Below are 22,802 nucleotides of genomic sequence, written 5' to 3'. Positions count from 1 at the left end.
AACCCCTTGGAGGCGTCGCGTTCAGGAGTTGTGATTGTTTCTTTTCGGGGCATAAAGCCCGGCCAGTGGCCCTGTCCACCCTGCCGTGAGCCCGCGCCCGGCGCCATCGGGCCCGCCGCCGGATAACCTGACGAATGTGGAAGACCCCGCGGTGGTGAACCCCGCGCAACCCGACTATCCGCAGCACTGGGAAGCCGACGTCCTGCTGCGTGACGGCGGCACGGCCCGGATCCGGCCGATCACTCCCGACGACGCCGGGCGGCTGGTCGAGTTCTACGAGCAGGTCTCGGACCAGTCCAAGTACTTCCGCTTCTTCGCCCCCTACCCGCGGCTGTCCGACAAGGACGTCCGCCGCTTCACCCACCACGACTTCGTGAACCGGGTCGGCCTCGCCGTGGTGGTCCGGGACCACTTCATCGCCACCGTCCGCTACGACCGGATCGACGCCGAGGGCCGCCCCTGCGAACACGGCACCGACGCCGAGGTCGCCTTCCTGGTCCAGGATGCCCACCAGGGCCGCGGGGTGGCCTCCGCCCTGCTGGAGCACATCGCGGCGGTGGCCCAGGAACGCGGCATCCGCCGCTTTCAGGCCGAGGTGCTCCCGGAGAACCGCAAGATGGTGAAGGTCTTCACCGACGCCGGCTACACCCAGCGCCGCAGCTTCGCCGACGGCGTGGTGCACCTGGAGTTCGACCTCGAACAGACCGACCGCTCTCTCGCCGTGATGCGCGCCCGCGAGCACCGCGCCGAGGCCCGCTCGGTGCAGCGGCTGCTGACCCCGCGCTCGGTGGCCGTGATCGGGGTCTCCCGCAACCCGCAGACCGTCGGCCGGGCCCTCCTGCGCGACCTGCTCGGCAGCTTCGACGCCGGGTTCGAGAGCCGGTACGAGCCCGAGCGGGCCCCGCGCGCCGTCTACGCGGTGAACCGCAGCGCCCCGCCCGGCACCGAGCTGGACGGCATCCCGGTGCACCGTTCGGTTCTGGACATTCCCGGGCCGGTCGACCTCGCGGTGATCGCCGTCCCCGAGGGCGCCGTCCCGGCGGCAGTCGCCGAGTGCGGCGCGCACGGTGTGCAGGGCCTGGTGGTGGTCACCGCCGGCTACGCGGAGACCGGGCCGGAGGGCCGCGACCGCCAGCGCGCCCTGGTCCGCCAGGCCCGCGCGGCGGGGATGCGGGTGATCGGCCCGAACGCCTTCGGCCTGATCAACACCGACCCCGACCTTCCGCTGAACGCCTCGCTCGCCCCCCACCTGCCCGATCGCGGCGGCTTCGGCATCTTCTGCCAGTCCGGGGCGATCGGCGTCGCCCTGCTGGAGGCCGCCCACAGGCGCGGCCTCGGGGTCTCCTCCTTCGCCTCGGTCGGCAACCGCTCGGACGTCTCGGGCAACGACTTCCTGCAGTACTGGGCAGAGGACGACGCCACCGAGGTGGTGCTGCTCTACCTGGAGTCCTTCGGCAACCCCCGCAAGTTCACCCGGATCGCCCGCCGCCTGGCCGCCGCCAAGCCGGTGGTGGTGGTCAAGGGCGCCCGGCACACCGGCAGCCTGCCGCCCGGCCACGCCGTCCCGGCCACCGCCACCGGCCTGCGCGACGCGACCGTGGACGCGCTGTTCGAGCAGGCCGGGGTGACCAGGGTGGCGACCATCACCGAGCTGTTCGACACCGGTGAGCTGCTCGCCCAGCAGCCGCTGCCGCCCGGCGACCGGGTCGCCGTGGTCGGCAACTCCGACTCGCTCGGCCTGCTCACCTACGACGCCTGCCTGAGCGCCGGGCTGCGCCCGTGCACGCCCGTCGACCTCACCACCGCCGCCACCGGCGAGAACTTCCGGATCGCGCTGGACGTCGCGCTCAGCAACCCGGCCGTGGACGCGGTGATCGCCGTCGCCATCCCCCCGATCGGCACCTCCGCGCACGCCTTCATGGGCGGCCGGCTGACCGGCCCGGACGACCCGGAGATGGGCTCGGACGACCCGGAGATCGCCACCGCCCTGCTCGACGCGGGCGAGCGCGCGCGGGAGTTGGGCAAGCCGCTGGTGCTGGCCCACCTGGCCCTGACCGACCTGCCGCCCCGGCTGCGCCCCGGCGGCATCCCGGCCTACGCGGCGCCCGAGCGCGCCGTACGCGCCCTCGCGCACGCCGTGCACTACGCCGAGTGGCGCCGCCGCACCGCCGAGGCGGAGGAGACGGCGCGCGTCCCCGACCTGGACCGGATCGACGAGCCGGGCGCCCGCGCCCTGGTGGCGGCGGCGCTGCGCACCCGGGCCGCGGTTGCCGCGCGCACCCAGCCCGGCGGTGCCCGGATCACCCTGCCGGACACCGAGGCCCGGGCGCTGCTGGACCGCTACGGCATCGACGTCTCGCCCACGCTGCCGGCCCCGGACGAGGAGGCGGCCGTCCGGGCCGCCGAGCAGCTCGGCTACCCGGTGGCCCTCAAGGCGACCGCCCCGCACCTGCGCCACCGCCCCGACCTGGGCAGCGTCCGGCTGGACCTGACCGGCGAGCCGGGTCTGCGCCGTGCCCACCGCGAGCTGGACGCCCTGCTCGGCGGCGCTGCCGGGGCCCAGCTGGTGGTGCAGCGGCTGGCCCCGCGCGGCGTGGACACCGTGATCGGCGCCACGGTCGACCCGGCCGTCGGCGCGATCCTCTCCTTCGGCCTGGCCGGCGCCCCCGCCGAACTGCTCGGCGACATGGCCCACCGCCTCGTCCCGGCAACCGACCAGGACGTCGCCGGGCTGATCCGCGAGGTGCGGGCGGCGCCGCTGCTGTTCGGCTGGCGCGGCGCCGAGGCGGTGGACACCGCCGCGCTGGAGGAGCTGCTGCTGCGGGTGTCGCAGCTGGTGGACGACGTCCCGGAGATCGCCTCGGTGGACCTCGAACCGGTGGTCGTGGCCCCGCACGGACTGGCGATCCTGGGGGCGCGGGTGCGGGTCGCACCGCTGCCCGTCCGCAGCGATCTGGGCCCGCGGGCGATGAGCACGCTGTAACCTTCCTTGGTTGCGCCTGCCCGTTGGCGCTGATGTCCGAAGCTCGGCGCCGTGCCGCCCGCTTCGTCGGCGGACCATGCCAGGATGGAGTTATGGCGAAGACCGGTACCACCACCACTCAGGACCTGCGCTCGGCGATCGAGCGCAGCGGCTACTACCCGGCCCTGGTGTCCGAAGCGGTGGAGTCCGCGGTGGGCCCGGAGCCGATCAGCTCCTACCTGGTGCACCAGGAGACGACCTTCGACTCCAACGAGGTGCGCCGGCACGTGACGGTGCTGGTGCTGACCCCGACCCGGTTCGTGGTGAGCCACACCGACGAGCAGACCGGCGACGCGGGCAGCCCCGCCGTGCCGTTCGCGACCACCTCGACGGAGAGCGTGCGGCTGGACCGGATCGGCTCGGTCGTGCTGAGCCGGATGGTGGCGAACCCGGAGACGTACACGCCCGGCACGCTGCCGCGCGAGGTGGTGCTGACGATCGGCTGGGGCGCGGTGCAGCGTCTGGACCTGGAGCCGGCCGGCTGCTCCGACCCGAACTGCGAGGCGGACCACGGCTACACCGGTTCGGCGACGGCCGACGACCTGTCGCTGCGGGTGAGCGAAGCCGGGGACGGCCCGGAGACGGTGGCCCAGGCGCTGGTGTTCGCCCGCGCGCTGTCCGACGCGACGATCGACAACGGACCGCGGGTCTGAGCCCCGGGCCGAACCCGGCCGCTTCCGTCCGCGCCCCCACGCGCGTGCCCGTTCGCGCCTCCGCCCGCGTTTCCGACCGCTACGAATCCGGTTCCATGTCCTTCGCACCCTCCGACGGCTACGACGCCTTCGAGATCCTCGACCCGGCCGCCGCCCCCGCACCCCCGTACGGCAGCGGCTCGCTCTGCGACCTGCTGCCCTCGGTGGCGGCGGGCCTGGGCGTCCCGGGGTTCACCGCGACGCTGCCGATCGCCCCGGCCGACCGGGCGGTGGTGTTCCTGGTGGACGGCCTGGGCTGGGAGCTGCTGCTGCGCCACCCGGAGTACGCGCCGTTCCTGTCCTCGCTGGCCGGGAGTTCGATGGGCGGCTCGGGCCGTCCGCTGACCGCGGGCTTCCCGTCCACCACCGCGACCTCGCTGGCCTCGGTCGGCACCGGCACGCCGCCGGGCCTGCACGGCCTGGCCGGGTACACGGTGGCGGTGCCGGGCGCCGACTACCTGATGAACCAGCTGCGCTGGCAGCCGCACACCGACCCGCAGGCCTGGCAGCCGTACCCGACGGTCTTCGAGCAGACCCACCGGGACGGGGTGGCGACCGCCCAGGTGTCCTCCCCGCTGTTCGCCCAGACCCCGCTGACCAGGGTGGCGCTGTCGGGCGGCAGCTTCCTGGGCCGCACCACCGGCGAGGAGCGGATGGACCTGGCCGCCTCGTGGCTGGCCGAGCACGACCGGGCACTGGTGTACACCTACGTCAGCGAGCTGGACGGCGCGGGCCACCGGTTCGGGGTGGACTCCGACGAGTGGCGGATGACGCTGGACGCGGTGGACCGGCTGGCCCGCCGGCTGGCCGAACAGCTGCCGCCGCGCTCGGCGATGTACGTGACCGCGGACCACGGCATGATCGACATCGCGCCCGAGGACCGGATCGACTTCGACGAGGACTGGGAGCTCGGCGCCGGAGTCGCCCTGCTCGGCGGCGAGGGCCGGGCCCGGCACGTGTACGCCGTGCCGGGCGCCGCGGCCGACGTGCACACCGTCTGGAGCGAGGTGCTGGGCGACCGGATGTGGGTGGCCACCCGGGACGAGGCGATCGAGGCGGGCTGGTTCGGCCCGACCGTCGACGAGCGGGTGTACCACCGGATCGGCGACGTGGTCGCCGCGGCGCGCGACGACATCGCGGTCATCGCCTCCCGCAACGAGCCCGGCGAGTCCGCGATGATCGGCCTGCACGGCTCGATGACCTCGGTCGAACAGTTCGTCCCGCTGCTCGAAGTCCGTGGCTGAGCCGGACCGTTGACTTCTCTGTGCCCGAACCCCCCTGACGTGAAAGGCCTTTGCTCCACCCATGGCTGAACTGGTGTTCTTCTCGGGCACGATGGACTGCGGCAAGTCGACGCTGGCGCTGCAGATGGACCACAACCACACCGCGCGCGGCCGGCGGGGCGTCATCCTGACCCGCAACGACCGGGCCGGCGCGGCCACCATCTCCAGCCGGCTGGGCCTGCGCGCCGACGCGGTGGAGGTGACGGACGACTTCGACTTCCACGCGCACGTGGTGCAGCGGCTCTCGGCCGGCGGCCGGGTGGACTACCTGATCTGCGACGAGGCCCAGTTCTTCGCCGCCGAGCAGGTCGACCAGCTGGCCCGGGTGGTGGACGAACTGGACATCGACGTCTACACCTTCGGTATCACCACCGACTTCCGCACCCGGCTGTTCCCGGGTTCGCAGCGGCTGATCGAGCTGGCCGACCGGGTGGAGCTGCTGCAGGTGGAGGCGCTCTGCTGGTGCGGCGCCCGGGCGACCCACAACGCCCGTACGGTCGGCGGGGTGATGGTGGTCGAGGGTGCCCAGGTGGTGATCGGCGACATCTCGGTGAGCGACGACGAGATCGGCTACGAGGTGCTGTGCCGCCGCCACCACCGCCGCCGGCTGACCGCCGCGACCGCGCGCGCCTCGGTGCTGTCTCCGGACGTGCTGCCCTTCGAGGAGCACCAGGTCTAGGGCCCCGCCTGCGGACTCCCCGCAGGCGGGTCCGCTCGAAGGCTAAACCGCGGCTTCGAGTACCGAGAAGTGCCCGCCCTGCGGGTCGGCCAGCTGGGCGGCGCGGCCGTGGGCGGTGTCGTGCGGCTCGACCAGGACGCGGCCGCCGAGTTCCACGGTGTGCCGGGCGGTCAGCGCGGCGTCCCCGACCGCGAAGTGGGTGCGCCAGCGCGGCGGGTGGCCGCGCAGGTCGGCGTGGTGGCGGATGCCCGCGACCGGGCGCCCGTGCACCAGCAGCGCGGAGCCGCCGACGGCGGGCCGCACCGGGCGGTCGAGCACGGAGCCGTAGAAGGTGGCGGCGCCGTCGGCGTCCGGGGTGAGCAGTTCGGCCCAGGCGGGGCCGCCGGGTTCCGCTCCGGCTTCGCGGCCGAGGTGTTCCTCACCCTGCCAGAGGCCGAAGACGGCGCCGGAGACGTCCGAGACGATGGCCATCCGCCCGGCCCGTTCGGCCTGGAGCGGCCCGACCGCGACGGTGCCGCCGCACTCGCGCACCAGTTGGGCGGTGCGGTCGGCGTCGTCCACGGCGAAGTAGGTGGTCCACTGCACCGGGAAGCCGGTGGCGGTGGAGACACCGAGGCCGGCGACCGGTGCCCCGTCGAGCTCGGCCCGTACGTAGGCGCCGAGTTGGCCGGGCCCGGGGGAGTACGTCCAGCCGAGCAGTTCGCCGTAGAAGGCGCGGGCGCCGGGCAGGTCGTGGGTCAGCAGGCTGACCCAGCAGGGCGTGCCCTGGGCCAGTCGGAGTTCCACCGCGGGCAATGCGGGCCTCCTCACGGGTGGTTGGCGCACGGAAACACGTGCGGGCGAGGGTGATGCTTCCACCCTGGCGCGCGCCCAACCCTCGACCCGCGCGGAAAGTCCGGCAAAGAGCACACAAAGAGCCGTGGTTCGGGCGCGCTGCGCGACAATGGCCCGCATGACGACCTTCAACGACGGTTCCCCGCTGATCTCCGCGGCCGAACTGGGCGAGGCGCTCGCCTCCGAGCGTCCGCCGGTGCTGCTGGACGTGCGCTACCAGTTGGTCGGCGCCGCACCGGGCGGTCCGACCGCGGCCGAGGAGTACCGGGCCGGACACCTGCCCGGTGCCCACTTCGTCGAGCTGGACCGGGACCTCGCGGCCCCGCCCGGCGCCCCCGGTCACGGCGGCCGCCACCCGCTGCCGGATCCCGAGGAGTTCGGCGCGGCGATGCGCGGCTTCGGGGTGAGCGCCGGGCGGCCGGTCGTGGTGTACGACGGGGCCGCCTCGATGGCGGCCGCCCGGGCCTGGTGGCTGCTGCGCTGGGCCGGGCACCGGGACGTCCGGGTGCTGGACGGCGGCTTCGCGGCCTGGCAGGCGGCCGGGCTGCCGGTGACGGCCGAGCTGCCGGAGCCGGCGGCGGGCGACTTCGAGCCGGTGCCGGGACAGTTGCCGACGGTGGACGCGGACGCCGCCGCGGACTGGGCGCGCAGCGGGCTGCTGCTGGACGCCCGGTCGGGGGAGCGCTACCGGGGCGAGACCGAGCCGGTGGACCCGCGGGCCGGGCACATTCCGGGCGCGGTGTCGGCGCCGACCTCCGAGAACGTGCGTCCGGACGGGCGGTTCCGCCCGGTCGCCGAACTGCTCGCCCGGTTCCGGGCGTTCGGTGCGGGGGAGCGCAGGACCGCGGTGTACTGCGGTTCGGGGGTGACGGCGGCGCACCAGATCCTGGCGATGGAGGTGGCGGGCCTGGACGCCACGCTGTACCCGGGCTCGTGGAGCGAGTGGTCGAGCGACGGCAGCCGCCCGGTGGCGGTGACCGGCCGGCCGGGCTGAGCCCCGGACACGTCGAAGGGGCGGGAGGCCGGCCGGCCTCCCGCCCCTTCGACGTACGTCGGGACCGCTACTCCTGCTTCTTGCGCCGGCTGCCGAAGACGATCTCGTCCCAGCTGGGCACGGTGGCCCGGCGGCCGGGCCGGACGCCGTCCGCCTCGGCCTGCCGGTCGGTGGTGCCGACCAGGCGCTCGCGGTGCGGCGCGACGGCGCGCGGCATCAGGATGTCGGCGTAGGCCGAGCCCGCGCCGACCGCCGGGGCGGCGGCCGCGGCCGCCTCCTCGCTCTCCTCGGTGACCTCGGCGGGCACCGGTTCGATCGGGGTCGGACCGCCGACGGCGAGGTCGCCGCGGAAGGCGGGCACCACGTCGAGCAGGCTGGTCAGCGAGTCCCGGGACTCGGCGGTGGCCTCCCGTGACTCGCGGACCTCGCGGGCCGACATGATGCGGTCGGCGGAGGGCCGGTCGATCATCGGGCGGGGCGGCCGGTCCTGGGGGAGCCGGGCGATCCGCGGGATGAACGGGAAGACCGAGTCCTCCTCGCGCTCGACCGTCTCGCCGATCAGCGCGCGGGCCTCGTCGTCGTTGGGCTGGACCAGGCGCCGGGGCGGGTCGTACGTCCAGGACGCGCTGCGGCCCTCGCCGTCGGCACGGTAGGAGAGGATGACCTCCCAGGTGCCGTCGTCGCGCCGCCAGGAGTCCCAGCGCTCGGTGTCCTTCTCGGCGCCGCGCAGCGCGAGCCGCTCGGCCACGGCCTCGCCGAGCTGCGGTCCGGGGGACTCGCCATTGCGGCGGATGGCGGTCTTGCGGGCGCGCTCGGCCATGAAGGCGCGCTCGGCGAGGACCGGTCCCTCGAAGCGGCGGACGCGGTCGACGGAGATGCCGGCGGCCTGCGCGACCTCCTCGGCGGAGGCACCGGCTCGTATCCGGGCCTGGATGTCCCGGGGGCGGAGGTGGCTCTCGACCTCGATCTCGATCTGGCCGAGGCGCGGCCGGTCCCCGCGGATGGCGGCGCGCAGCCGCTCGTCGATGGGGAGGGTGTACTCCGTGCTGTCGGCAGCCTTGAGCACCAGCCGTGTGCCGTCGTTGCTGACGGCCACAACCCGCAGTTCGGGCACGGTTACCTCCCGGGTGGTGCCTGCCGACGTCACCTGCGTCGCTGCTCCCGTACTGAGTGTGGCCTGCCCACTCGCGACTGGCCACAACCTTGCTGAGTTCCCCGGCGTGTCGGGCGTACGCCCGGGCACACCAATGTGGCACGGTTGCCTTTTTGCCACGTCATCCGTCGACGTCGCGCCTGGGTGTCCCGGCCGTCCTCGCACGCGGAGTGTTCGCGACGATCCGGGACCGGCGTCGCCGTGCGTGCCCGTTCAGTGGCTCTTCGTCAAGCTGCCGGTGTAGGCACAGTCGACAAGTCGACCCAAGGCTCGGGCTTTACGAACAGTACTCCATTCGTGGCATCCGGAGGGGCGGCTCGCCGCTCAAGTCTCCCGCGATTCACGGGAATCTCAAGAGCGCGCACCCCGAACGGCGGACCGCCGTCGGATGAACGGTGATCATCTTCACACAATCCGGGCGCGCAGAACCGCATTTTCGCCCCTTGTGTCCTTCTTTGGGCAAGATGGAGTGGCTTGTTCGAGTAAGAGTCGTACGGACCGAGGGATGTTGATGCCGGAGCGGAGCCCCGCCGAGGAGGGCGGCAAGGAGGAGCGCAAGCGGATCGACCTGAGCGTGGCTCAGGTCGTGGCGAGTGCACTGGCCGCGGTGGTGGGCGCAGTGCTCGCCTCCGAACTCGGCGTCTACGGCACGATCATGGGCGCGGCGGTGGTGAGCGTCGGGGCCACCACCGGTGGCGCGGTGTTCCAGCACGTGTTCAGGCGGACCGGCCAGCAGCTGCGCGAGGTGGTGGACCGCGGGCCGAACCAGACCGTGAAGGCCCTGCGCCAGGTGCCGGTGGAGCCGGAGTGCGCCGCGCCGGAGCCGGCCGGACCGCCGGTGATCACCGCGGAGTGGAACGAGCCGCAGGTGGTGCGGGTGCGCCGGCGCTGGGGCTGGAAGACCTACGCGGCGATGTCCGGGCTGGTGTTCGTGCTGGCGATGACGCCGATCGTGGCGTTCGAGCTGGCCACCGGCCAGCCGGTGTCGGCGACGGTGAAGGGCGAGTCCGGCAACGGGACGTCCTTCGGCGGCGCGGTGGCGCCCAGGTCGTCCACGCCGCAGGACGCCCCCGCGGACCGGCCGGCCACCGGGGGCGGAGGGCGCGGCCCGGAGGCCACGCCCTCCGGCGGCGCCTCGGCCCCGGCGACCACCCGGCCGGGCCTCGAGCCGGGCACGACCCCGGGCGGTGGCACGGGCGAGCACCGTGGCACCGCCTCCCCCTCGGCCGTCCCGAGCTCGACCCCCTTGGCCGGCGCCTCCCCGTCGGCGGGCGGCGACACCGGGCCGACGGGCGGGGTTACGCCGCAGCCGTCCGCGCCCGGCGACGTCCCGGTCCACACGACGGTGGCCCCGCCGCCCGGTGCAGGGGCCCCGGCGCCCTAGGACCTGTCCTAGGCGCCCAGCACGCGCCGCAGGTAGTCGTTGCCGAAGAGTCGCTGCGGGTCGACCTCGTCGCGCAGCGCCGTGAAGTCGCCGAAGTGCGGGTAGACGCCGGCCAGGTAGTCGGCGTCGCGGGTGTGCAGCTTGCCCCAGTGGGGGCGGCCCTGATGGGCGGTCATCAGCTTTTCCACGCCGGTGAAGTAGCCCTGGTCGCGGGTGCCCCGGTAGAGGTGGACGGCGATGTAGGCGCTGTCGCGGCCGGAGGCGGTGGACAGCCAGAGGTCGTCGGCGGGGGCGAAGCGCACCTCGACCGGGAAGCTGACCTTCCAGTCGGAGCGTTCGACCAGGGCCTTCAGCTCGCGCAGCACCTCGGCGACGGCCGCGCGCGGGACGGCGTACTCCATCTCCACGAAGCGGACCCTGCGCGGGCTGGTGAACACCTTGTGGGCGGTGTCGGTGTAGCTGCGGTCGGACCAGGCGCGGCTGGCGAGGGAGGCGATGGTGGGGATGGAGCCGGGGAAGTGGCGGCCGACCCGGCAGGCGCCCTCCCAGACGGTGTTGGAGAGGAAGTCGTCCTCCAGCCAGCCCTTGAACCAGGGCAGCGGGGCGGCCGGGCCCTGGCTGCGGTTGTTGCGCTTGGTGGAGCAGCGGTCGGTGTGCGGGAACCAGTAGAACTCGAAGTGCTCGTTGACGGCGGTGAGGTCGTCGAGGCGTTCCAGCACCTCGTCGAAGCCCATCGGCTGCTCGTGCGCGGTGAGCAGGAAGGCCGGTTCGACGCCGAAGGTGAGGGCGGTGATCACGCCGAGGGCGCCGAGGCCGAGCCGGGCGCCCTGGAAGAGCCGGGGGTTCTCGGTGGGGGAGCAGCGCCGGACGGTGCCGTCGGCGAGGACGATCTCCAGGGCGCGGATCTGCGCGGCGAGCGAGCCGGAGTCGCGGCCGGTGCCGTGGGTGCCGGTGCTGGTGGCGCCGGCGACGGTCTGGACCTCGATGTCGCCCATGTTGGTGAGGGAGAGCCCCTCGGCGGCGAGGATCCGGTTGAGGCGGCTCAGCGGGAGGCCGGATTCGACGGTGATGGCGCCGGCCTCGCGGTCGATCTCGCGGACGGCTGTGAGGGCGTGGGGGCGGACCAGCAGGCCGTCGCCGGGTGAGGCGATCGCGGTGAAGGAGTGGCCGGAGCCGGCGGCCTTGACGCTGCGGCCCTGTTCGGCGGCGCGCAGGATCTCCTTGGCCAGTTCCTCCGCGGTGCCGGGGGTGGCGGTCCGGGCCGGGTGGGCGCTCTGGTTGCCCGCCCAGTTGGTCCACCGGGTGCGGGTCGCGCTGCTGGCCTGGGGCATTGCGCTGCCTCCTGCTCCGTGGCCGGACGAGGTCCGGCGCGTCCGGGGCGGCGGGGCCGCCCTCAGGGCCTGTCTCCTCGTCCTCACCGCGTCCGCGTCGCTGCCCCGGCCTTCGGCCGGGAGGTGCCCCCATCGCAGTGGCTTCCTCACTCCGCCCTGCGGTGCACGCACCCCAGCGCCGCGGCCTGATCCGGCAAGACCCGGGGGAAAGGCCCTACCCACGGGTAGGGCCGCGGGTAGGGCGAGAGATTAGTCAGTTCACCGTTCGGCGTCTACGGGTCGATCGACCGATCCGGAAGCCGGTCCGGCGGGTGCCGCCGCGGGCTGCTCGGCGGGGAGTCCGGCGCGCAGGCGGCCGAGGCCGGCCAGGGCGGCGAAGACTCCGAGCACGCCGGCGGCCAGCGGCACCGCGTAGCCCGCGGCGGCGCCGAAGGCGTCGACGACCCAGCCGGCGGCGGAGGAGCCGACCGCGACGCCGAGGGCCAGCCCGGTGGTGGTCCAGGTCATGCCCTCGGTGAGCTGGGAGGCCGGGACGAGCCGCTCGACCAGCGCCATCGCGCTGATCAGGGTGGGGGAGATGGCGATGCCGGCGACCAGCAGCGCGGTGCCGACCGCGACCAGCCCGCCGATGCCGTGCACCGCGTGGGAGACCAGCAGCAGCGGCACCATGCTGAGCGCCATGAACAGCACGCCGAGGAAGAAGCGCACGGCCATCGAGCCGGTGAGCTTGAGGGCGCCGAACACCACCCCGGCGAGGCAGGAGCCGAGCGCCCACAGGGCGAGGATCACGCTGGAGACCGACTTGTGCCCCTGGGCCTCGGAGTAGGCGACGGTGACCACCTCGACCGAGCCGAAGATCGCGCCGGTGGCGACGAAGGTGAGGATCAGTACTTGCAGGCCGCGGTTGAGGATGACCGAGCGGCCCTCGTGCCGGGCGGTCTCGTGGACCGGCGGCTCGGTGGAGCGCTGTCCGGCGAAGAGCAGCACGCCGACGGCCAGGAAGATCCCGGCGAGCAGCACGCCGGCCTCGGGGAAGACGGAAGTGGCCAGGCCGATGGAGAGGATCGGGCCGACGATGAAGCAGACCTCGTCGACGACGGCCTCGAAGGAGTAGGCGGTGTGCAGCTTGCCGGCGTCCTCGCGGTAGAGGTGCGCCCAGCGGGCGCGGACCATCGCGCCGGTGCTCGGCATGACGCCCATGCCGGCGGCGAAGACGAACAGCGTCCAGTCCGGTGCGTTCAGCCGGGCGCAGATCAGCAGGCCGACGACGGCGCCGATGGTGAGGGCCATGGCGGGGACGATGATCCTCGCCTGGCCGAGCCGGTCCACCAGCCGGGAGACCTGGGGGCCGAGGACCGCGGCGGAGACCGCCAGGGTGGCCGAGACCAGGCCGGCCACGCCGTACGAGCCGCGCAGCTGGGACAGCATGGTCACGATGCCGATGCCGGTCATCGAGATCGGCAGTCGGGAGACGAAGCCGGTGGAGGAGAAGGCCACGGTGCCGGGCGCGGCGAATATTCGGCGGTAGCTGGACAGCACGGGAGCTCCGGGCAGGGGGGTAAGGAACAAGGCTGGTCAACACAGCTTACGTACGTTGGCAAACGGTATTTTCCGGACACCCGCGCGGCCCCGGCGCCGGGCCCCGGCCCCTCAGTGGCAGGATCGGTCCCATGTCCGACGCGCGCAAACCCTCCCCCTCCGGCGCCGCCCCGTACGACGCCCTGCTGCTCCTCTCCTTCGGCGGGCCCGAGGCCCCCGAGGACGTCGTCCCGTTCCTGGAGAACGTCACCCGGGGCCGCGGCATCCCCAAGGAACGGCTGAAGGAGGTGGGCAGGCACTACTTCCTGTTCGGCGGGGTCAGTCCGATCAACGAGCAGAACCGCGAGCTGCTCGCCGCCCTGCGCAAGGACTTCTCCGAGTACGGGCTGGAGCTGCCGGTCTACTGGGGCAACCGGAACTGGGCCCCGTACCTGGTGGACACCCTCCGGGAGATGGCCGCGGACGGCCACCGCCGGATCGCGGTGCTCGCCACCAGCGCCTACGCCGGGTACTCGGGCTGCCGCCAGTACCGGGAGAACCTGGCCGACGCGCTGGCCGTCCTCGCCGAGGAGGGCCACCCGGCGCTGACCGTCGACAAGCTGCGGCACTTCTACAACCACCCCGGCTTCGTCGAGCCGATGATCGACGCCACCGTCGCCGCCCTGGCCGAGCTGCCCGAGGCGGTCCGCCCCGACGCCCGGCTGGCCTTCACCACCCACTCCATCCCGGACGCGATGGCGGAGACCTCCGGCGCCCCCGACGACCCGGCCCGCGGCACGCCCGGCGGCGCGTACGTCGCCCAGCACCTGGACGTGGCCCGGCTGATCGCCGCGGCCGTCGCCGAGCGCACCGGCGTGGCCGACCGGCCGTGGCAGCTGGTGTTCCAGAGCCGCAGCGGCGCCCCGCACATCCCGTGGCTGGAACCGGACGTCTGCGACCACCTGGAGGCCCAGCACGCCGACGGCGCGCCGGCCGTGGTGATGGTCCCGATCGGCTTCGTCTCCGACCACATGGAGGTCAAGTACGACCTCGACACCGAGGCCGTCGCCAAGGCCGCCGAACTGGGCCTGCCGGTCGCCCGCGCGGCCACCGTCGGCGCCGATCCGCGGTTCACCGCCGCGGTGCGCGAACTCGTCCTGGAACGGGCCGCCACCGAGCGCGGCGAGGGCGTCACCCGTTGCGCCCTCGGTGCCCTCGGACCCAGCCACGACGTGTGCGCGGTGGCCTGCTGCCCCAACCCGCGCGCTCCCCGCCCGGCCGCCGCCGAGCGCTGATCCCTCCCGGAGGAGAACCCCCGTGCCCACCCCCGCCCCGCCCGCCGACGGGCTCCTCGACGACCTGCTGGACGTCGCCCTGGACGCGGCCCGGAAGGCCGGCGCCCTGCTGCGCGACGGCCGCCCCGCCGACCTCGGCGTGGCCGGCACCAAGAGCAGCCCGGTCGACGTGGTCACCGAGATGGACCTCGCCTCCGAGAAGCTCATCGTGGAGCTGATCGCCGACCGCCGCCCCGAGGACGGCTATCTCGGCGAGGAGGGCGCCGAGCGCCCCGGCACCAGCGGGGTGCGCTGGGTCGTCGACCCGCTCGACGGCACGGTCAACTACCTCTACGGGCTGCCCTCCTGGGCGGTCAGCGTGGCCGCCGAGGTGGACGGCCGGGCCGCCGTCGGGGTGGTGTACGCCCCGGCGCGCGGCGAGCTGTTCCACGCGGTGCTGGGCCGCGGCGCCCGCCTCGACGGCCGCCCGGTCTCGGCCCGCCCGGCCCCGCCCTGGGGCCAGGCGTTGATCGCCACCGGCTTCAACTACGTCCAGCCGGTGCGGGTGCGCCAGGCAGAGGTGCTGCTGGCACTGATGCCCGAGGTGCGGGACGTCCGCCGGGGCGGGGCGGCCGCGGTGGACCTGTGCGACGTCGCCGCCGGGCGACTGGACGGCTACTACGAGCGCGGCCTCGCCCCCTGGGACCGGGCGGCCGGCTGCCTGATCGCCACCGAGGCCGGCGCCCTGGTCGGCGGCCGCCCTGGCCACGGCCCGGACGGCGATCTGACCGTGGCCGCCGCCCCGGGCGTGTACGAGCCGCTGCAGGAGCGACTGGCCGCGCTGCGCGCCTGGGCGGACTGAGGCCCCACCGTAAAGGGGCCCGTGTGCCAGGACCCTCCGGACAAGCGAAGAGCCCTGGCACACGGGGGATGCCAGGGCCTGGGGTTTCGCACGGCCCCCGCAGGGCCGCTGGTGCCGGAGTACCGGCGTCGGGTCAGGCGGCGGTGCGGTGGCGGTCCAGCACGGTGTCCACACCGTGCTCGGCGGCGAGACGACGGAGGTCGTCCAGCTCGGACTGCTCCACCTCGGCGAGGAACTCGTCCCCGGCCTCGATCGCGCGGTGCAGGTCCTGCTCGGCGTTGGCTATGCGCTGCAGGATTCCGGCCTTGAAGGCGTCCATACGGGCCCCCTTACTGTGTCGGACGTGCACGGTCGTGCGCTCTCCGCCCTGAGGAGGGTCCAGCCGGTGAATGCTCCCGAGCCGGCAGGTGGTGGATCTCCGGTCGGACGCGGACGACGGCCTTCGGCCGCTCCCGGTGACGCCCCAGCCCCAGGGCCGGCGCGGATGAACGCACGGCGGGTGGGTGCGATCGGCCAACAGCCAGATCGCGGGTGTGCAGCTGTCCTCCCCACCCCGGGGGCCGGGAAACCTCGCCGCGGAAGAAAGTTGCCCCTGTCACAGTCCAACCGGAGCGTTCTCGGCACGAACGGTCACCGCCGCGGGCCCCGGTTCCCTGCCAGGGGGGCAGCTTATCGCTGCTTTACCGCAGGACCAGGCAGGATGGAGGCACCGTCGGAGCCGCGCGTCCGCTTCCGGGGCCGGCCTGGAGAAGGGACAACGACCGTGCGGGTTCTCGTCGTCGAGGACGAGCAGCTGCTCGCCGAGGCCGTCGCGACCGGCCTGCGCCGCGAGGCGATGGCCGTCGACGTGGTGTACGACGGGGAGGCCGCGCTCCAGCGCATCGCGGTCAACGACTACGACGTGGTGGTCCTGGACCGCGACCTCCCGCTGGTGCACGGCGACGACGTGTGCCGCAAGGTGGTCGAGCAGGGCCTGGCCACCCGGGTGATCATGCTGACCGCCTCCGGCGACATCAGCGACCGGGTCGAGGGCCTGGAGATCGGCGCCGACGACTACCTTCCGAAGCCGTTCGCCTTCAGCGAACTCGTCGCCCGGGTCAGGGCGCTGGGCCGTCGCGCGACCATCCCGCTGCCCCCCGTGCTGGAGCGGGCCGGCATCTCGCTCGACCCTGGCCGGCGCGAGGTGATCCGCGAGGGGCGAACCGTCCAGCTCGCCCCCAAGGAGTTCGCCGTCCTGGAGGTGTTGATGCGGGCCGGCGGCGCCGTCGTCTCCGCCGAACAGCTCCTGGAGAAGGCCTGGGACGAGCACACCGACCCGTTCACCAACGTCGTGCGCGTCACCGTGATGACGCTGCGCCGCAAGCTCGGCGACCCACCGGTGATCGTCACCGTGCCCGGTTCCGGCTACCGGATCTGACCGGAACCCGACACCCACGGCCCGACCGCTGCGGTCCGGGCCACCGAGCCCGCCCCCGAGGATTCCCCGCTGTACCAGCGCCCGCCCTGGCGGACGCCCGAGAGGACCATCATGACCACCCCGCCGCGCCCGGCCGGCGGGCCCTCCGGCGCGCCCGCCGGCGGCCCGCGTGCCGTCCCGCCCAAGCCCGTGCACCCGCCGCGCCAGGCCCGGGGGCACCAGCCGGAGACCTACGTCCCCGGCGACGGCCTGCTCGCCTGGCTGCCCTTCCGGCCCACCATCCGGATGCGGCTCACCCTGCTGTACGGCGGGATGTTCCTGATGGCCGGCGTGGTGCTGCTGCTGGTGATGTACTTCTTCGTCCAGCAGGCGCTCCAGCAGGTCGGCCAGCCGCACCTGCTGTTCAGCGGCATCCCCTTCCGGACGCAGGACAACCAGATCATCACCAGCCAGTCCGCGCTCGACCAGTGGTTGAGCGACCAGAGGAGCTTCCAGGCCAGCCAGGCGCTCAACACCCTGCTGCGCAAGCTGCTCACCGTGCTCGTCTGCCTCGCCGTGATCGCCTTCGCGGCCGGCTACGCGATGGCGGGCCGGGTGCTGCGCCCGCTCGGCCGGATCACCCGAACGGCTCGTGACGTCGCCTCCTCCGACCTGCACCGCCGGATCGAGCTGGACGGGCCGGACGACGAGTTCAAGGAGCTCGCCGACACCTTCGACGACATGCTGGACCGGCTGGACCGCTCCTTCGACTCCCAGCGCCGCTTCGTCGCCAACGCCTCGCACGAGCTGCGCACCCCACTGGCGATCAACCGCACCCTGCTGGAGGTCCAGCTCTCCGACCCGGCCGCCTCGCCCGACCTCCAGCAGCTCGGCAGGACCCTGCTGGCCACCAACGAGCGCAGCGAGCAGCTGGTCGAGGGCCTGCTGCTGCTCGCCCGCAGCGAGAACGAGCTGACCGACCGCCGCTCGGTGGAGCTGTCCGAGGTGGCCACCCGGGCGTTGGAGCAGACCCGCAGCGAGGCCGACAAGCGCGAGGTCGAGCTGCGCTCGAAGCTCGACCCGGCCGCGGTCGCCGGCAACGGCGTGCTGCTGGAGCGGCTCGCCCTGAACCTGCTGCAGAACGCCGTCCGGTACAACACCCCGGGCGGCTGGGTCGAGCTGGCCACCACGACGGTGCCGGGCGGCGGCGAGCTGGTGGTCTCCAACACCGGCCCGGTGGTGCCCGGTTACGAACTGGAGCACATCTTCGAGCCGTTCCGCCGGATCAAGGGCGCCGACCGCACCCGCAGCGACAAGGGGGTCGGGCTGGGCCTGTCCATCGTCCGCTCGGTGGTGCGCGCCCACGGCGGCACCATCGAGGCCACTCCGCGCGCCGGGGGAGGCCTCACCATGCGGGTGCGGATTCCCTCGCCGTAGGAGCCTCCTGCGCCGTTCTGCGCGATGTCGGCCCCGGACGCCGGTGCGTTCCGTGGGCGACCGTTCCCAGCCGCCCCCGGCAGGCCTGTCAAGACGACATAAGGCCTGGCGGGGGCGGCTTGTCATTCCGGCCCGGGCAACTTACGGTGTCGTAACCTACGCAACCGTAAGTGTGTCTGTCGGTCTGCCCGCCGACGGCCCCCGTACGACGCTTGCCCGCCCAACGCGCCCGTCCCGCGCGTATCCGTCCCCCAGGAGCCCGACCGTGACCATCGCCCCTGTGCAGAGCCCCTCGCTCGGATCGAGCGGCTGGACCGACACGCGACTGATCCTGGCCCTGGAGGAGGTCGTGGAGAAGGAGCTCAACCGCCACTTGGGCGTGGCCAAGGAGTGGATGCCGCACGAGTTCGTCCCGTGGAGCCAGGGCCGTGACTTCGACGGCGTGCTGGGCGGCGAGGCGTGGAACGTCGAGCAGTCGCAGGTGACCGCGCTCGGCCGGGTCTCCCTGGTCGTCAACCTGCTGACCGAGGACAACCTCCCCAGCTACCACCACGAGATCGCGACCATGTTCGGCCGCGAGGGCGCCTGGGGCACCTGGGTGCACCGCTGGACCGCCGAGGAGGGCCGGCACGGGATAGCCATCCGTGACTTCCTGCTCGCCACCCGGGCCGTCGACCCGGTCGAGCTGGAGCGGGCCCGGATGTCGCACATGTCCGAGGGCTTCGAGTCCGACAACGCGCACAGCATGCTGCACTCGGTCGCGTACGTGGCCTTCCAGGAGCTCGCCACCCGCATCTCGCACCGCAACACCGGCAAGCACGCCGGCGACCCGCTGTGCGACCAGCTGCTGGCGAAGATCGCCAACGACGAGAACCTGCACATGGTCTTCTACCGGAACCTGCTGAAGGCCGCCCTGGAGATCGCCCCGGACCAGGCCATGCGCGCCATCGCCGACGTGGTCACCAACTTCCGGATGCCCGGCCACGGCATCCCCGGTTTCGAGCGCGCCGCCGCGCAGATCGCCCTCGGCGGGGTGTACAACCTGCGCATCCACCACGACGACGTGCTGCAGCCGGTGCTGCGCCACCTGCGGGTGATGGAGTTCGGCGGCCTCGGCCCGGAGGGCCTGGTGGCGCAGAACGAGCTGGGCGTCTTCCTGGACGGCCTGGACACGCAGGCGCGCAAGTTCGAGGAGCGCCAGGCCGCGCTGCTGGCACGCCGGGAGGCCCGCCGCAACGCCGGCTAGAACCCCCGCGGGGCGCCCCCCGTCGACGGTCGCGCCCCCGGCCGAGGGGGGCGGAGTGGGTGGATTTTCCGGGTTTTGCCCCGGAAGATTCTGAACGTGACCAAGCTCACACCGTGTCGCTCCATGATGTCGGTCGACCCCGGAGAGTGATCACTTCGTCGGAGGTGCTGATCGCCGTCCGTGACCGGAATCCGGCCTGCTACCGGATCGCGGGATCGGTCGGCGCCCCTGGTGGGCAAGGGATTCCGCGCACACCAGTACGGCTCCCGCTCACTGTGAGTCGCTGGAAAGACAGGCGCGCGACGGGTCGGCGATGGCCCAGCGTGAGGCCTTCCGCGCCCCGGAGGATCACCCCAACGGAGCCCTGGCTGAGTGTCGATTGAGTAACGGGGCTTGAAGTAAGGCAAAATCTCCGCCTCGGGTCGGGCACAAGACCGACCCCCCATGCGTTACGTGCGCTGGAGATACCGCACACACCGCACAACCCGGAGGGGGAGAGCGAAAAATGGCAACCGACTACGACACCCCACGCAAGACCGACGACGAGCTCAACGAGGACAGCATCGAGGAGCTCAAGGCGCGTCGGAACGACAAGGGCGGCAGCTCGGTGGACGTCGACGAGTTCGACGCCGCCGAGGGCATGGAGCTTCCCGGCGCCGACCTCTCGAACGAGGAGCTCGCGGTTCGGGTGCTGCCCAAGCAGGCCGACGAGTTCACCTGCATGAGCTGCTTCCTGGTCCACCACCGCAGCCAGCTGTACAGCGAGAAGAACGGCAACCCGATCTGCCGGGACTGCGGCGCCTGAGCACCGCAGCGGACAGCGCCAGGCACCCGTGGCTCCCGCGGGACCGGCACAACGCTCCTTCCGGCCCCGGGCAGCGGGGCCGGACGGCAGGTCCGCGGACCGTCCGGAAGGACGGACCCGGGAGGACGGAGTCGGTCGGCCGTGCGCCGGCCAGGACGAAGTCGTAGGGACGGTCCCGCAGCAGCGGAACCGTCCCTCTCGGTCTTTCGGGGCCCTCGTGGTGCACGGGCTACGTGCGGGCGCCGCGCCGGGCCTCCTCCAGCGCCTCGGCCAGCTTCATCGGCGAGCGGGTCGACAGATAGAGGTAGGGCGTCGGGTCGGCCGGGTCGCTCACCTCGACCCGCAGCGCGGTCGGGACGTAGCTGCGCAGCAGCATGAAGGCGCGGGGGTCGGCCTTCGGACCGCGCCAGGCCGCGGCCTCGGCGGGGCTCAGCGCCTGCGCGGCGCCCAGCGCGTCCACCGGGATGCGGGCCGGCCCGGCCACCAGCGAGCCCTGCACCACCCGGATCCGAGCCGAGCCGTAGCTGCTGATCGCCACCGCGCCGGCGGCGATGCCGACAACCAGGCCGACCAGGGCGGCCAGACCGCTGACCCGGATCAGGATCAGCGCGAGGGTCAGACCGACTGCGACGGGGAGCAGCCACCAGGAGCGCGGCACCGTGAGGCGTTCGTCGTACATGCCCTCCATTGTGGGCGTCCTGATGCCCGGCACGGGACGCCACCCCCACCGGAGGCCTTGCTACCCCTGGGTAGGCTGCGATCCGTGACCGGTACGACCACCCCCACCACAATCCCCACCGACCGGTCGGCGCCCGCGTTGCCGCCGACCCCGACCACGCCGCCGCCGGACGCCGTGATTCCGGAGCGCCACCCCAAGGCGCCCGCCCCCGGCACCCGCCTCGGCTCCCACTACGAGCACTGCTTCGGCTGCGGCCCGCAACACCCCGGCGGCCTGCGGATCGACGCGGTCGCGGGAGAGGGCCTGGACGTCACGGCCGAGCTCACCGTCCGGGACGTCCACCAGGGCGGCCCCGGGCTGGCCCACGGCGGGCTTCTCACGACGGCGATGGACGAGACCCTCGGCACGCTCAACTGGCTGCTGCACGCGCCCGCCGTGACCGGCCGGCTGGAGACCGACTTCCTCAGCCCGGTGCCCGTCGACTCGGTGCTGCACCTGCGCGCCTGGATCACCGGTGTGCACGGCCGCAAGATCTACAGCGCCGCCGAGGCGCGGATCGGCGGCCCGGACGGACCGGTCGCCGTGCGCGCACAGGCGCTCTTCATCCAGGTGAAGCTGGAACACTTCACCACGCACGGTCGTCCCGAGGACATCGAGAAGGTCCTCGACGACCCTGATCTGATGAAGCGCGCACGAGCCTTTGAGGTGAACCCTTGAGCGAGACCCCCCGCCCGCAGCTGGACGTCCTGATCAGGCGTATCGATCCCGAGCTGCCGCTGCCCGAGTACGCGCAGCCCGGGGACGCCGGTGCCGACCTGCGGACCACCGTCGACGCCGAGCTGGCACCCGGAGAGCGGGCGGTGCTCCCCACCGGCGTCGCCATCGCGCTCCCGGACGGCTACGCGGCCTTCGTCCACCCGCGCTCCGGGCTGGCAGCTCGTTGCGGAGTTGCCCTCGTGAACGCCCCGGGGACGGTCGATGCCGGGTACCGTGGAGAGATCAAGGTGATCGTCGTCAATCTGGACCCGCGCGAGGGGGTCAGCTTCCGCCGAGGGGACCGGATCGCTCAGCTGGTCATCCAGCAGGTCGAGAAGGCCCGCTTCCACGAGGTGGCCGAGCTGCCGGGGTCGGCACGCGCCGAGGGCGGGTTCGGGTCGACCGGTGGCCACGCCGCGGTCTAGCATTCCCGCGGCCTCGCAGGAAGCCGAGCAGGTATTCGCATCGGTCTTGGACCGGGAAGGACAGTGACCGTGTTCCGTCGTCGCCAGAAGAGCGAGGACGCTGTCGAGCAGCTCGCCGACGACGCCATCAGCGCCGACGAGACGGCCGATGACGTCGAAGGTTCCGCCGAGAGCGAGAACGTGACCGAGCTGGACCCGGCCGACAAGGTCGGCCTGCCGCCGGCCCCGCGGCCGGACGGCCCGTGGGACCACACCGAGCTCGAGTCCCCGGAGGAGGGACGAGTCGACCTCGGGGGTCTGCTGGTCCCCGGTGTCGAGGGCATGGAGCTGCGCGTCGAGGTCGCGGGTGACGCGATCGTCGCGGCGACCCTCGTGCTCGGCAACAGCGCCATCCAGCTCCAGGCCTTCGCGGCCCCGAAGTCCGAGGGCATCTGGGGGGAGGTCCGCGAGGAGATCGCCAACGGCATCACCTCGCAGGGCGGCCTGGTCGAGGAGGAGGAGGGCCCGCTCGGCTGGCACCTCCGCGCCCAGGTCCCGGTGCAGCTCCCGGACGGCACCCAGGGGGTGCAGCTGGTGCGCTTCGTCGGATGCGACGGCCCGCGCTGGTTCCTGCGCGGTGTGATCTCGGGCCAGGCCGCCGTGCAGCCCGAGATGGCCGGCATCCTCGAGCAGGTCTTCCGCCAGACCGTCGTCGTCCGCGGCGAGAGCCCGATGGCTCCCCGCGACCCGATCGTGCTGAAGCTTCCCGAGGACGCCCAGATGGTCGCCGACGGTGGCGGGGCTGCTGCCGCGGCCGGCGAGGGAGAGGGCCGCTACGGCTCGCTCGACCCGTTCGCCCGAGGCCCGGAGATCACCGAGGTCCGCTGACCCCGGGCCGACGGGCTCTGTGTCTGCATCACGTCGCATCGCACGCGTCACACGCGTCGCACCGCGTCGCATCGCCTCCGTCCGGAGTCCCGGGCGGAGGCGATTTGCATGTGGCGGGTCGGTGCCCGTACAGTTCCGGAGTCGCCGCGGGAGACCGGGGAGACA

General features: G+C 73.4%; 20 protein-coding genes and 1 pseudogene. 15 read left to right on the top strand and 6 right to left on the bottom strand.

Annotated features, from left to right (window positions below):
• The first annotated feature begins 136 nt into the window (after window positions 1-136).
• From ACH4J0_RS12280 to ACH4J0_RS12265, 4 genes are all read left to right on the top strand, one after another.
• The gene (locus tag ACH4J0_RS12280) at window positions 137-2,983 is read left to right on the top strand and encodes a GNAT family N-acetyltransferase (protein WP_396239005.1); all 2,847 of its coding nucleotides are present in this window, start codon (window positions 137-139) and stop codon (window positions 2,981-2,983) included.
• Window positions 2,984-3,075: 92 nt separating this feature from the next.
• Window positions 3,076-3,675 (top strand): DUF5998 family protein, encoded by a 600-nt coding sequence (locus tag ACH4J0_RS12275; RefSeq protein WP_396239003.1) that lies wholly within the window; start codon window positions 3,076-3,078, stop codon window positions 3,673-3,675.
• Window positions 3,676-3,770: 95 nt separating this feature from the next.
• Window positions 3,771-4,958: an alkaline phosphatase family protein gene (locus ACH4J0_RS12270; protein ID WP_396239001.1), complete on the top strand. Its 1,188-nt coding sequence runs from the start codon at window positions 3,771-3,773 to the stop codon at window positions 4,956-4,958.
• A gap of 61 nt (window positions 4,959-5,019) precedes the next feature.
• Entirely contained in the window at window positions 5,020-5,676 is a 657-nt protein-coding gene (locus ACH4J0_RS12265) for a thymidine kinase (protein WP_396238999.1), read from the top strand.
• A 42-nt stretch (window positions 5,677-5,718) separates the two neighbouring features.
• Here the strand turns inward: ACH4J0_RS12265 and ACH4J0_RS12260 are convergent, their stop codons facing one another.
• Entirely contained in the window at window positions 5,719-6,462 is a 744-nt protein-coding gene (locus ACH4J0_RS12260) for a VOC family protein (RefSeq protein WP_396239481.1), read from the bottom strand.
• Window positions 6,463-6,628: 166 nt separating this feature from the next.
• Here ACH4J0_RS12260 and ACH4J0_RS12255 point away from each other — a divergent pair, with 166 nt between their 5' ends.
• Window positions 6,629-7,504 carry a sulfurtransferase gene (locus ACH4J0_RS12255; protein ID WP_396238997.1) on the top strand — a complete coding sequence of 292 codons (876 nt, stop codon included), beginning with the start codon at window positions 6,629-6,631 and terminating at the stop codon, window positions 7,502-7,504.
• Window positions 7,505-7,571: 67 nt separating this feature from the next.
• On the opposite strand, the gene sepH is transcribed toward ACH4J0_RS12255, so the two are convergent.
• Window positions 7,572-8,651, bottom strand: a complete 1,080-nt coding sequence (gene sepH, locus ACH4J0_RS12250; protein WP_396238995.1) for a septation protein SepH — start codon at window positions 8,649-8,651, stop codon at window positions 7,572-7,574.
• Window positions 8,652-9,168: 517 nt separating this feature from the next.
• On the opposite strand from sepH, the gene ACH4J0_RS12245 reads away from it, so the two are divergent.
• Window positions 9,169-10,041 (top strand): hypothetical protein, encoded by an 873-nt coding sequence (locus ACH4J0_RS12245; protein WP_396238993.1) that lies wholly within the window; start codon window positions 9,169-9,171, stop codon window positions 10,039-10,041.
• Window positions 10,042-10,049: 8 nt separating this feature from the next.
• On the opposite strand, the gene ACH4J0_RS12240 is transcribed toward ACH4J0_RS12245, so the two are convergent.
• On the bottom strand, window positions 10,050-11,372 hold the full coding sequence (locus tag ACH4J0_RS12240; RefSeq protein WP_396238991.1) for a D-arabinono-1,4-lactone oxidase: 1,323 nt from the start codon (window positions 11,370-11,372) through the stop codon (window positions 10,050-10,052).
• A gap of 258 nt (window positions 11,373-11,630) precedes the next feature.
• The gene (locus ACH4J0_RS12235; protein WP_396238989.1) at window positions 11,631-12,911 is read right to left on the bottom strand and encodes an MFS transporter; all 1,281 of its coding nucleotides are present in this window, start codon (window positions 12,909-12,911) and stop codon (window positions 11,631-11,633) included.
• Window positions 12,912-13,042: 131 nt separating this feature from the next.
• Between ACH4J0_RS12235 and ACH4J0_RS12230 the strand changes: the two genes are divergently transcribed.
• On the top strand, window positions 13,043-14,185 hold the full coding sequence (locus ACH4J0_RS12230) for a ferrochelatase (RefSeq protein WP_396238987.1): 1,143 nt from the start codon (window positions 13,043-13,045) through the stop codon (window positions 14,183-14,185).
• Between the two features lie 22 nt (window positions 14,186-14,207).
• On the top strand, window positions 14,208-15,026 hold the full coding sequence (locus ACH4J0_RS12225) for an inositol monophosphatase family protein (protein WP_396238985.1): 819 nt from the start codon (window positions 14,208-14,210) through the stop codon (window positions 15,024-15,026).
• A gap of 133 nt (window positions 15,027-15,159) precedes the next feature.
• Here ACH4J0_RS12225 and ACH4J0_RS12220 read toward each other — a convergent pair whose 3' ends face one another.
• A complete protein-coding gene (locus ACH4J0_RS12220; protein ID WP_030285471.1) occupies window positions 15,160-15,345 on the bottom strand; it encodes a hypothetical protein in 186 nt (61 codons plus the stop codon).
• A 444-nt stretch (window positions 15,346-15,789) separates the two neighbouring features.
• Here ACH4J0_RS12220 and ACH4J0_RS12215 point away from each other — a divergent pair, with 444 nt between their 5' ends.
• From ACH4J0_RS12215 to ACH4J0_RS12200, 4 genes are all read left to right on the top strand, one after another.
• Window positions 15,790-16,443 carry a response regulator transcription factor gene (locus ACH4J0_RS12215; RefSeq protein WP_030285473.1) on the top strand — a complete coding sequence of 218 codons (654 nt, stop codon included), beginning with the start codon at window positions 15,790-15,792 and terminating at the stop codon, window positions 16,441-16,443.
• A gap of 111 nt (window positions 16,444-16,554) precedes the next feature.
• The gene (locus ACH4J0_RS12210; RefSeq protein ID WP_396238983.1) at window positions 16,555-17,859 is read left to right on the top strand and encodes a sensor histidine kinase; all 1,305 of its coding nucleotides are present in this window, start codon (window positions 16,555-16,557) and stop codon (window positions 17,857-17,859) included.
• Window positions 17,860-18,124: 265 nt separating this feature from the next.
• Window positions 18,125-19,105 (top strand): acyl-ACP desaturase, encoded by a 981-nt coding sequence (locus tag ACH4J0_RS12205; protein ID WP_396238981.1) that lies wholly within the window; start codon window positions 18,125-18,127, stop codon window positions 19,103-19,105.
• 505 nt (window positions 19,106-19,610) lie between these two features.
• Complete coding sequence (locus ACH4J0_RS12200) at window positions 19,611-19,910, top strand: DUF4193 domain-containing protein (RefSeq protein WP_030285479.1); 300 nt, start codon at window positions 19,611-19,613, stop codon at window positions 19,908-19,910.
• Window positions 19,911-20,139: 229 nt separating this feature from the next.
• Here ACH4J0_RS12200 and ACH4J0_RS12195 read toward each other — a convergent pair whose 3' ends face one another.
• Entirely contained in the window at window positions 20,140-20,589 is a 450-nt protein-coding gene (locus ACH4J0_RS12195; protein WP_396238979.1) for a DUF3093 domain-containing protein, read from the bottom strand.
• Window positions 20,590-20,727: 138 nt separating this feature from the next.
• On the opposite strand from ACH4J0_RS12195, the gene ACH4J0_RS12190 reads away from it, so the two are divergent.
• From ACH4J0_RS12190 to ACH4J0_RS12180, 3 genes and pseudogenes are all read left to right on the top strand, one after another.
• The gene (locus ACH4J0_RS12190; protein WP_396239479.1) at window positions 20,728-21,306 is read left to right on the top strand and encodes a PaaI family thioesterase; all 579 of its coding nucleotides are present in this window, start codon (window positions 20,728-20,730) and stop codon (window positions 21,304-21,306) included.
• Window positions 21,303-21,837: pseudogene (gene dut / locus ACH4J0_RS12185) on the top strand (dUTP diphosphatase). Before ACH4J0_RS12190 ends, dut begins: the two are co-directional and overlap by 4 nt.
• A gap of 2 nt (window positions 21,838-21,839) precedes the next feature.
• On the top strand, window positions 21,840-22,637 hold the full coding sequence (locus tag ACH4J0_RS12180) for a DUF3710 domain-containing protein (protein ID WP_396238977.1): 798 nt from the start codon (window positions 21,840-21,842) through the stop codon (window positions 22,635-22,637).
• Window positions 22,638-22,802: the final 165 nt, after the last annotated feature.

Source organism: Kitasatospora sp. NPDC017646, from assembly GCF_044329365.1.
GTDB lineage: Bacteria > Actinomycetota > Actinomycetes > Streptomycetales > Streptomycetaceae > Kitasatospora.
This window is presented reverse-complemented; position numbering and strand designations above follow the sequence as displayed.

Coding starts and splice junctions, on each gene's coding strand:
- ACH4J0_RS12230 (WP_396238987.1), top strand. CDS start 13,043: ATGTCCGACGCGCGCAAACCCTCCCCCTCCGGCGCCGCCCCGTACGAC.
- ACH4J0_RS12275 (WP_396239003.1), top strand. CDS start 3,076: ATGGCGAAGACCGGTACCACCACCACTCAGGACCTGCGCTCGGCGATC.
- ACH4J0_RS12210 (WP_396238983.1), top strand. CDS start 16,555: ATGACCACCCCGCCGCGCCCGGCCGGCGGGCCCTCCGGCGCGCCCGCC.
- ACH4J0_RS12245 (WP_396238993.1), top strand. CDS start 9,169: ATGCCGGAGCGGAGCCCCGCCGAGGAGGGCGGCAAGGAGGAGCGCAAG.
- ACH4J0_RS12265 (WP_396238999.1), top strand. CDS start 5,020: ATGGCTGAACTGGTGTTCTTCTCGGGCACGATGGACTGCGGCAAGTCG.
- ACH4J0_RS12270 (WP_396239001.1), top strand. CDS start 3,771: ATGTCCTTCGCACCCTCCGACGGCTACGACGCCTTCGAGATCCTCGAC.
- ACH4J0_RS12255 (WP_396238997.1), top strand. CDS start 6,629: ATGACGACCTTCAACGACGGTTCCCCGCTGATCTCCGCGGCCGAACTG.
- ACH4J0_RS12220 (WP_030285471.1), bottom strand. CDS start 15,345: ATGGACGCCTTCAAGGCCGGAATCCTGCAGCGCATAGCCAACGCCGAG.
- ACH4J0_RS12200 (WP_030285479.1), top strand. CDS start 19,611: ATGGCAACCGACTACGACACCCCACGCAAGACCGACGACGAGCTCAAC.
- ACH4J0_RS12195 (WP_396238979.1), bottom strand. CDS start 20,589: ATGTACGACGAACGCCTCACGGTGCCGCGCTCCTGGTGGCTGCTCCCC.
- ACH4J0_RS12240 (WP_396238991.1), bottom strand. CDS start 11,372: ATGCCCCAGGCCAGCAGCGCGACCCGCACCCGGTGGACCAACTGGGCG.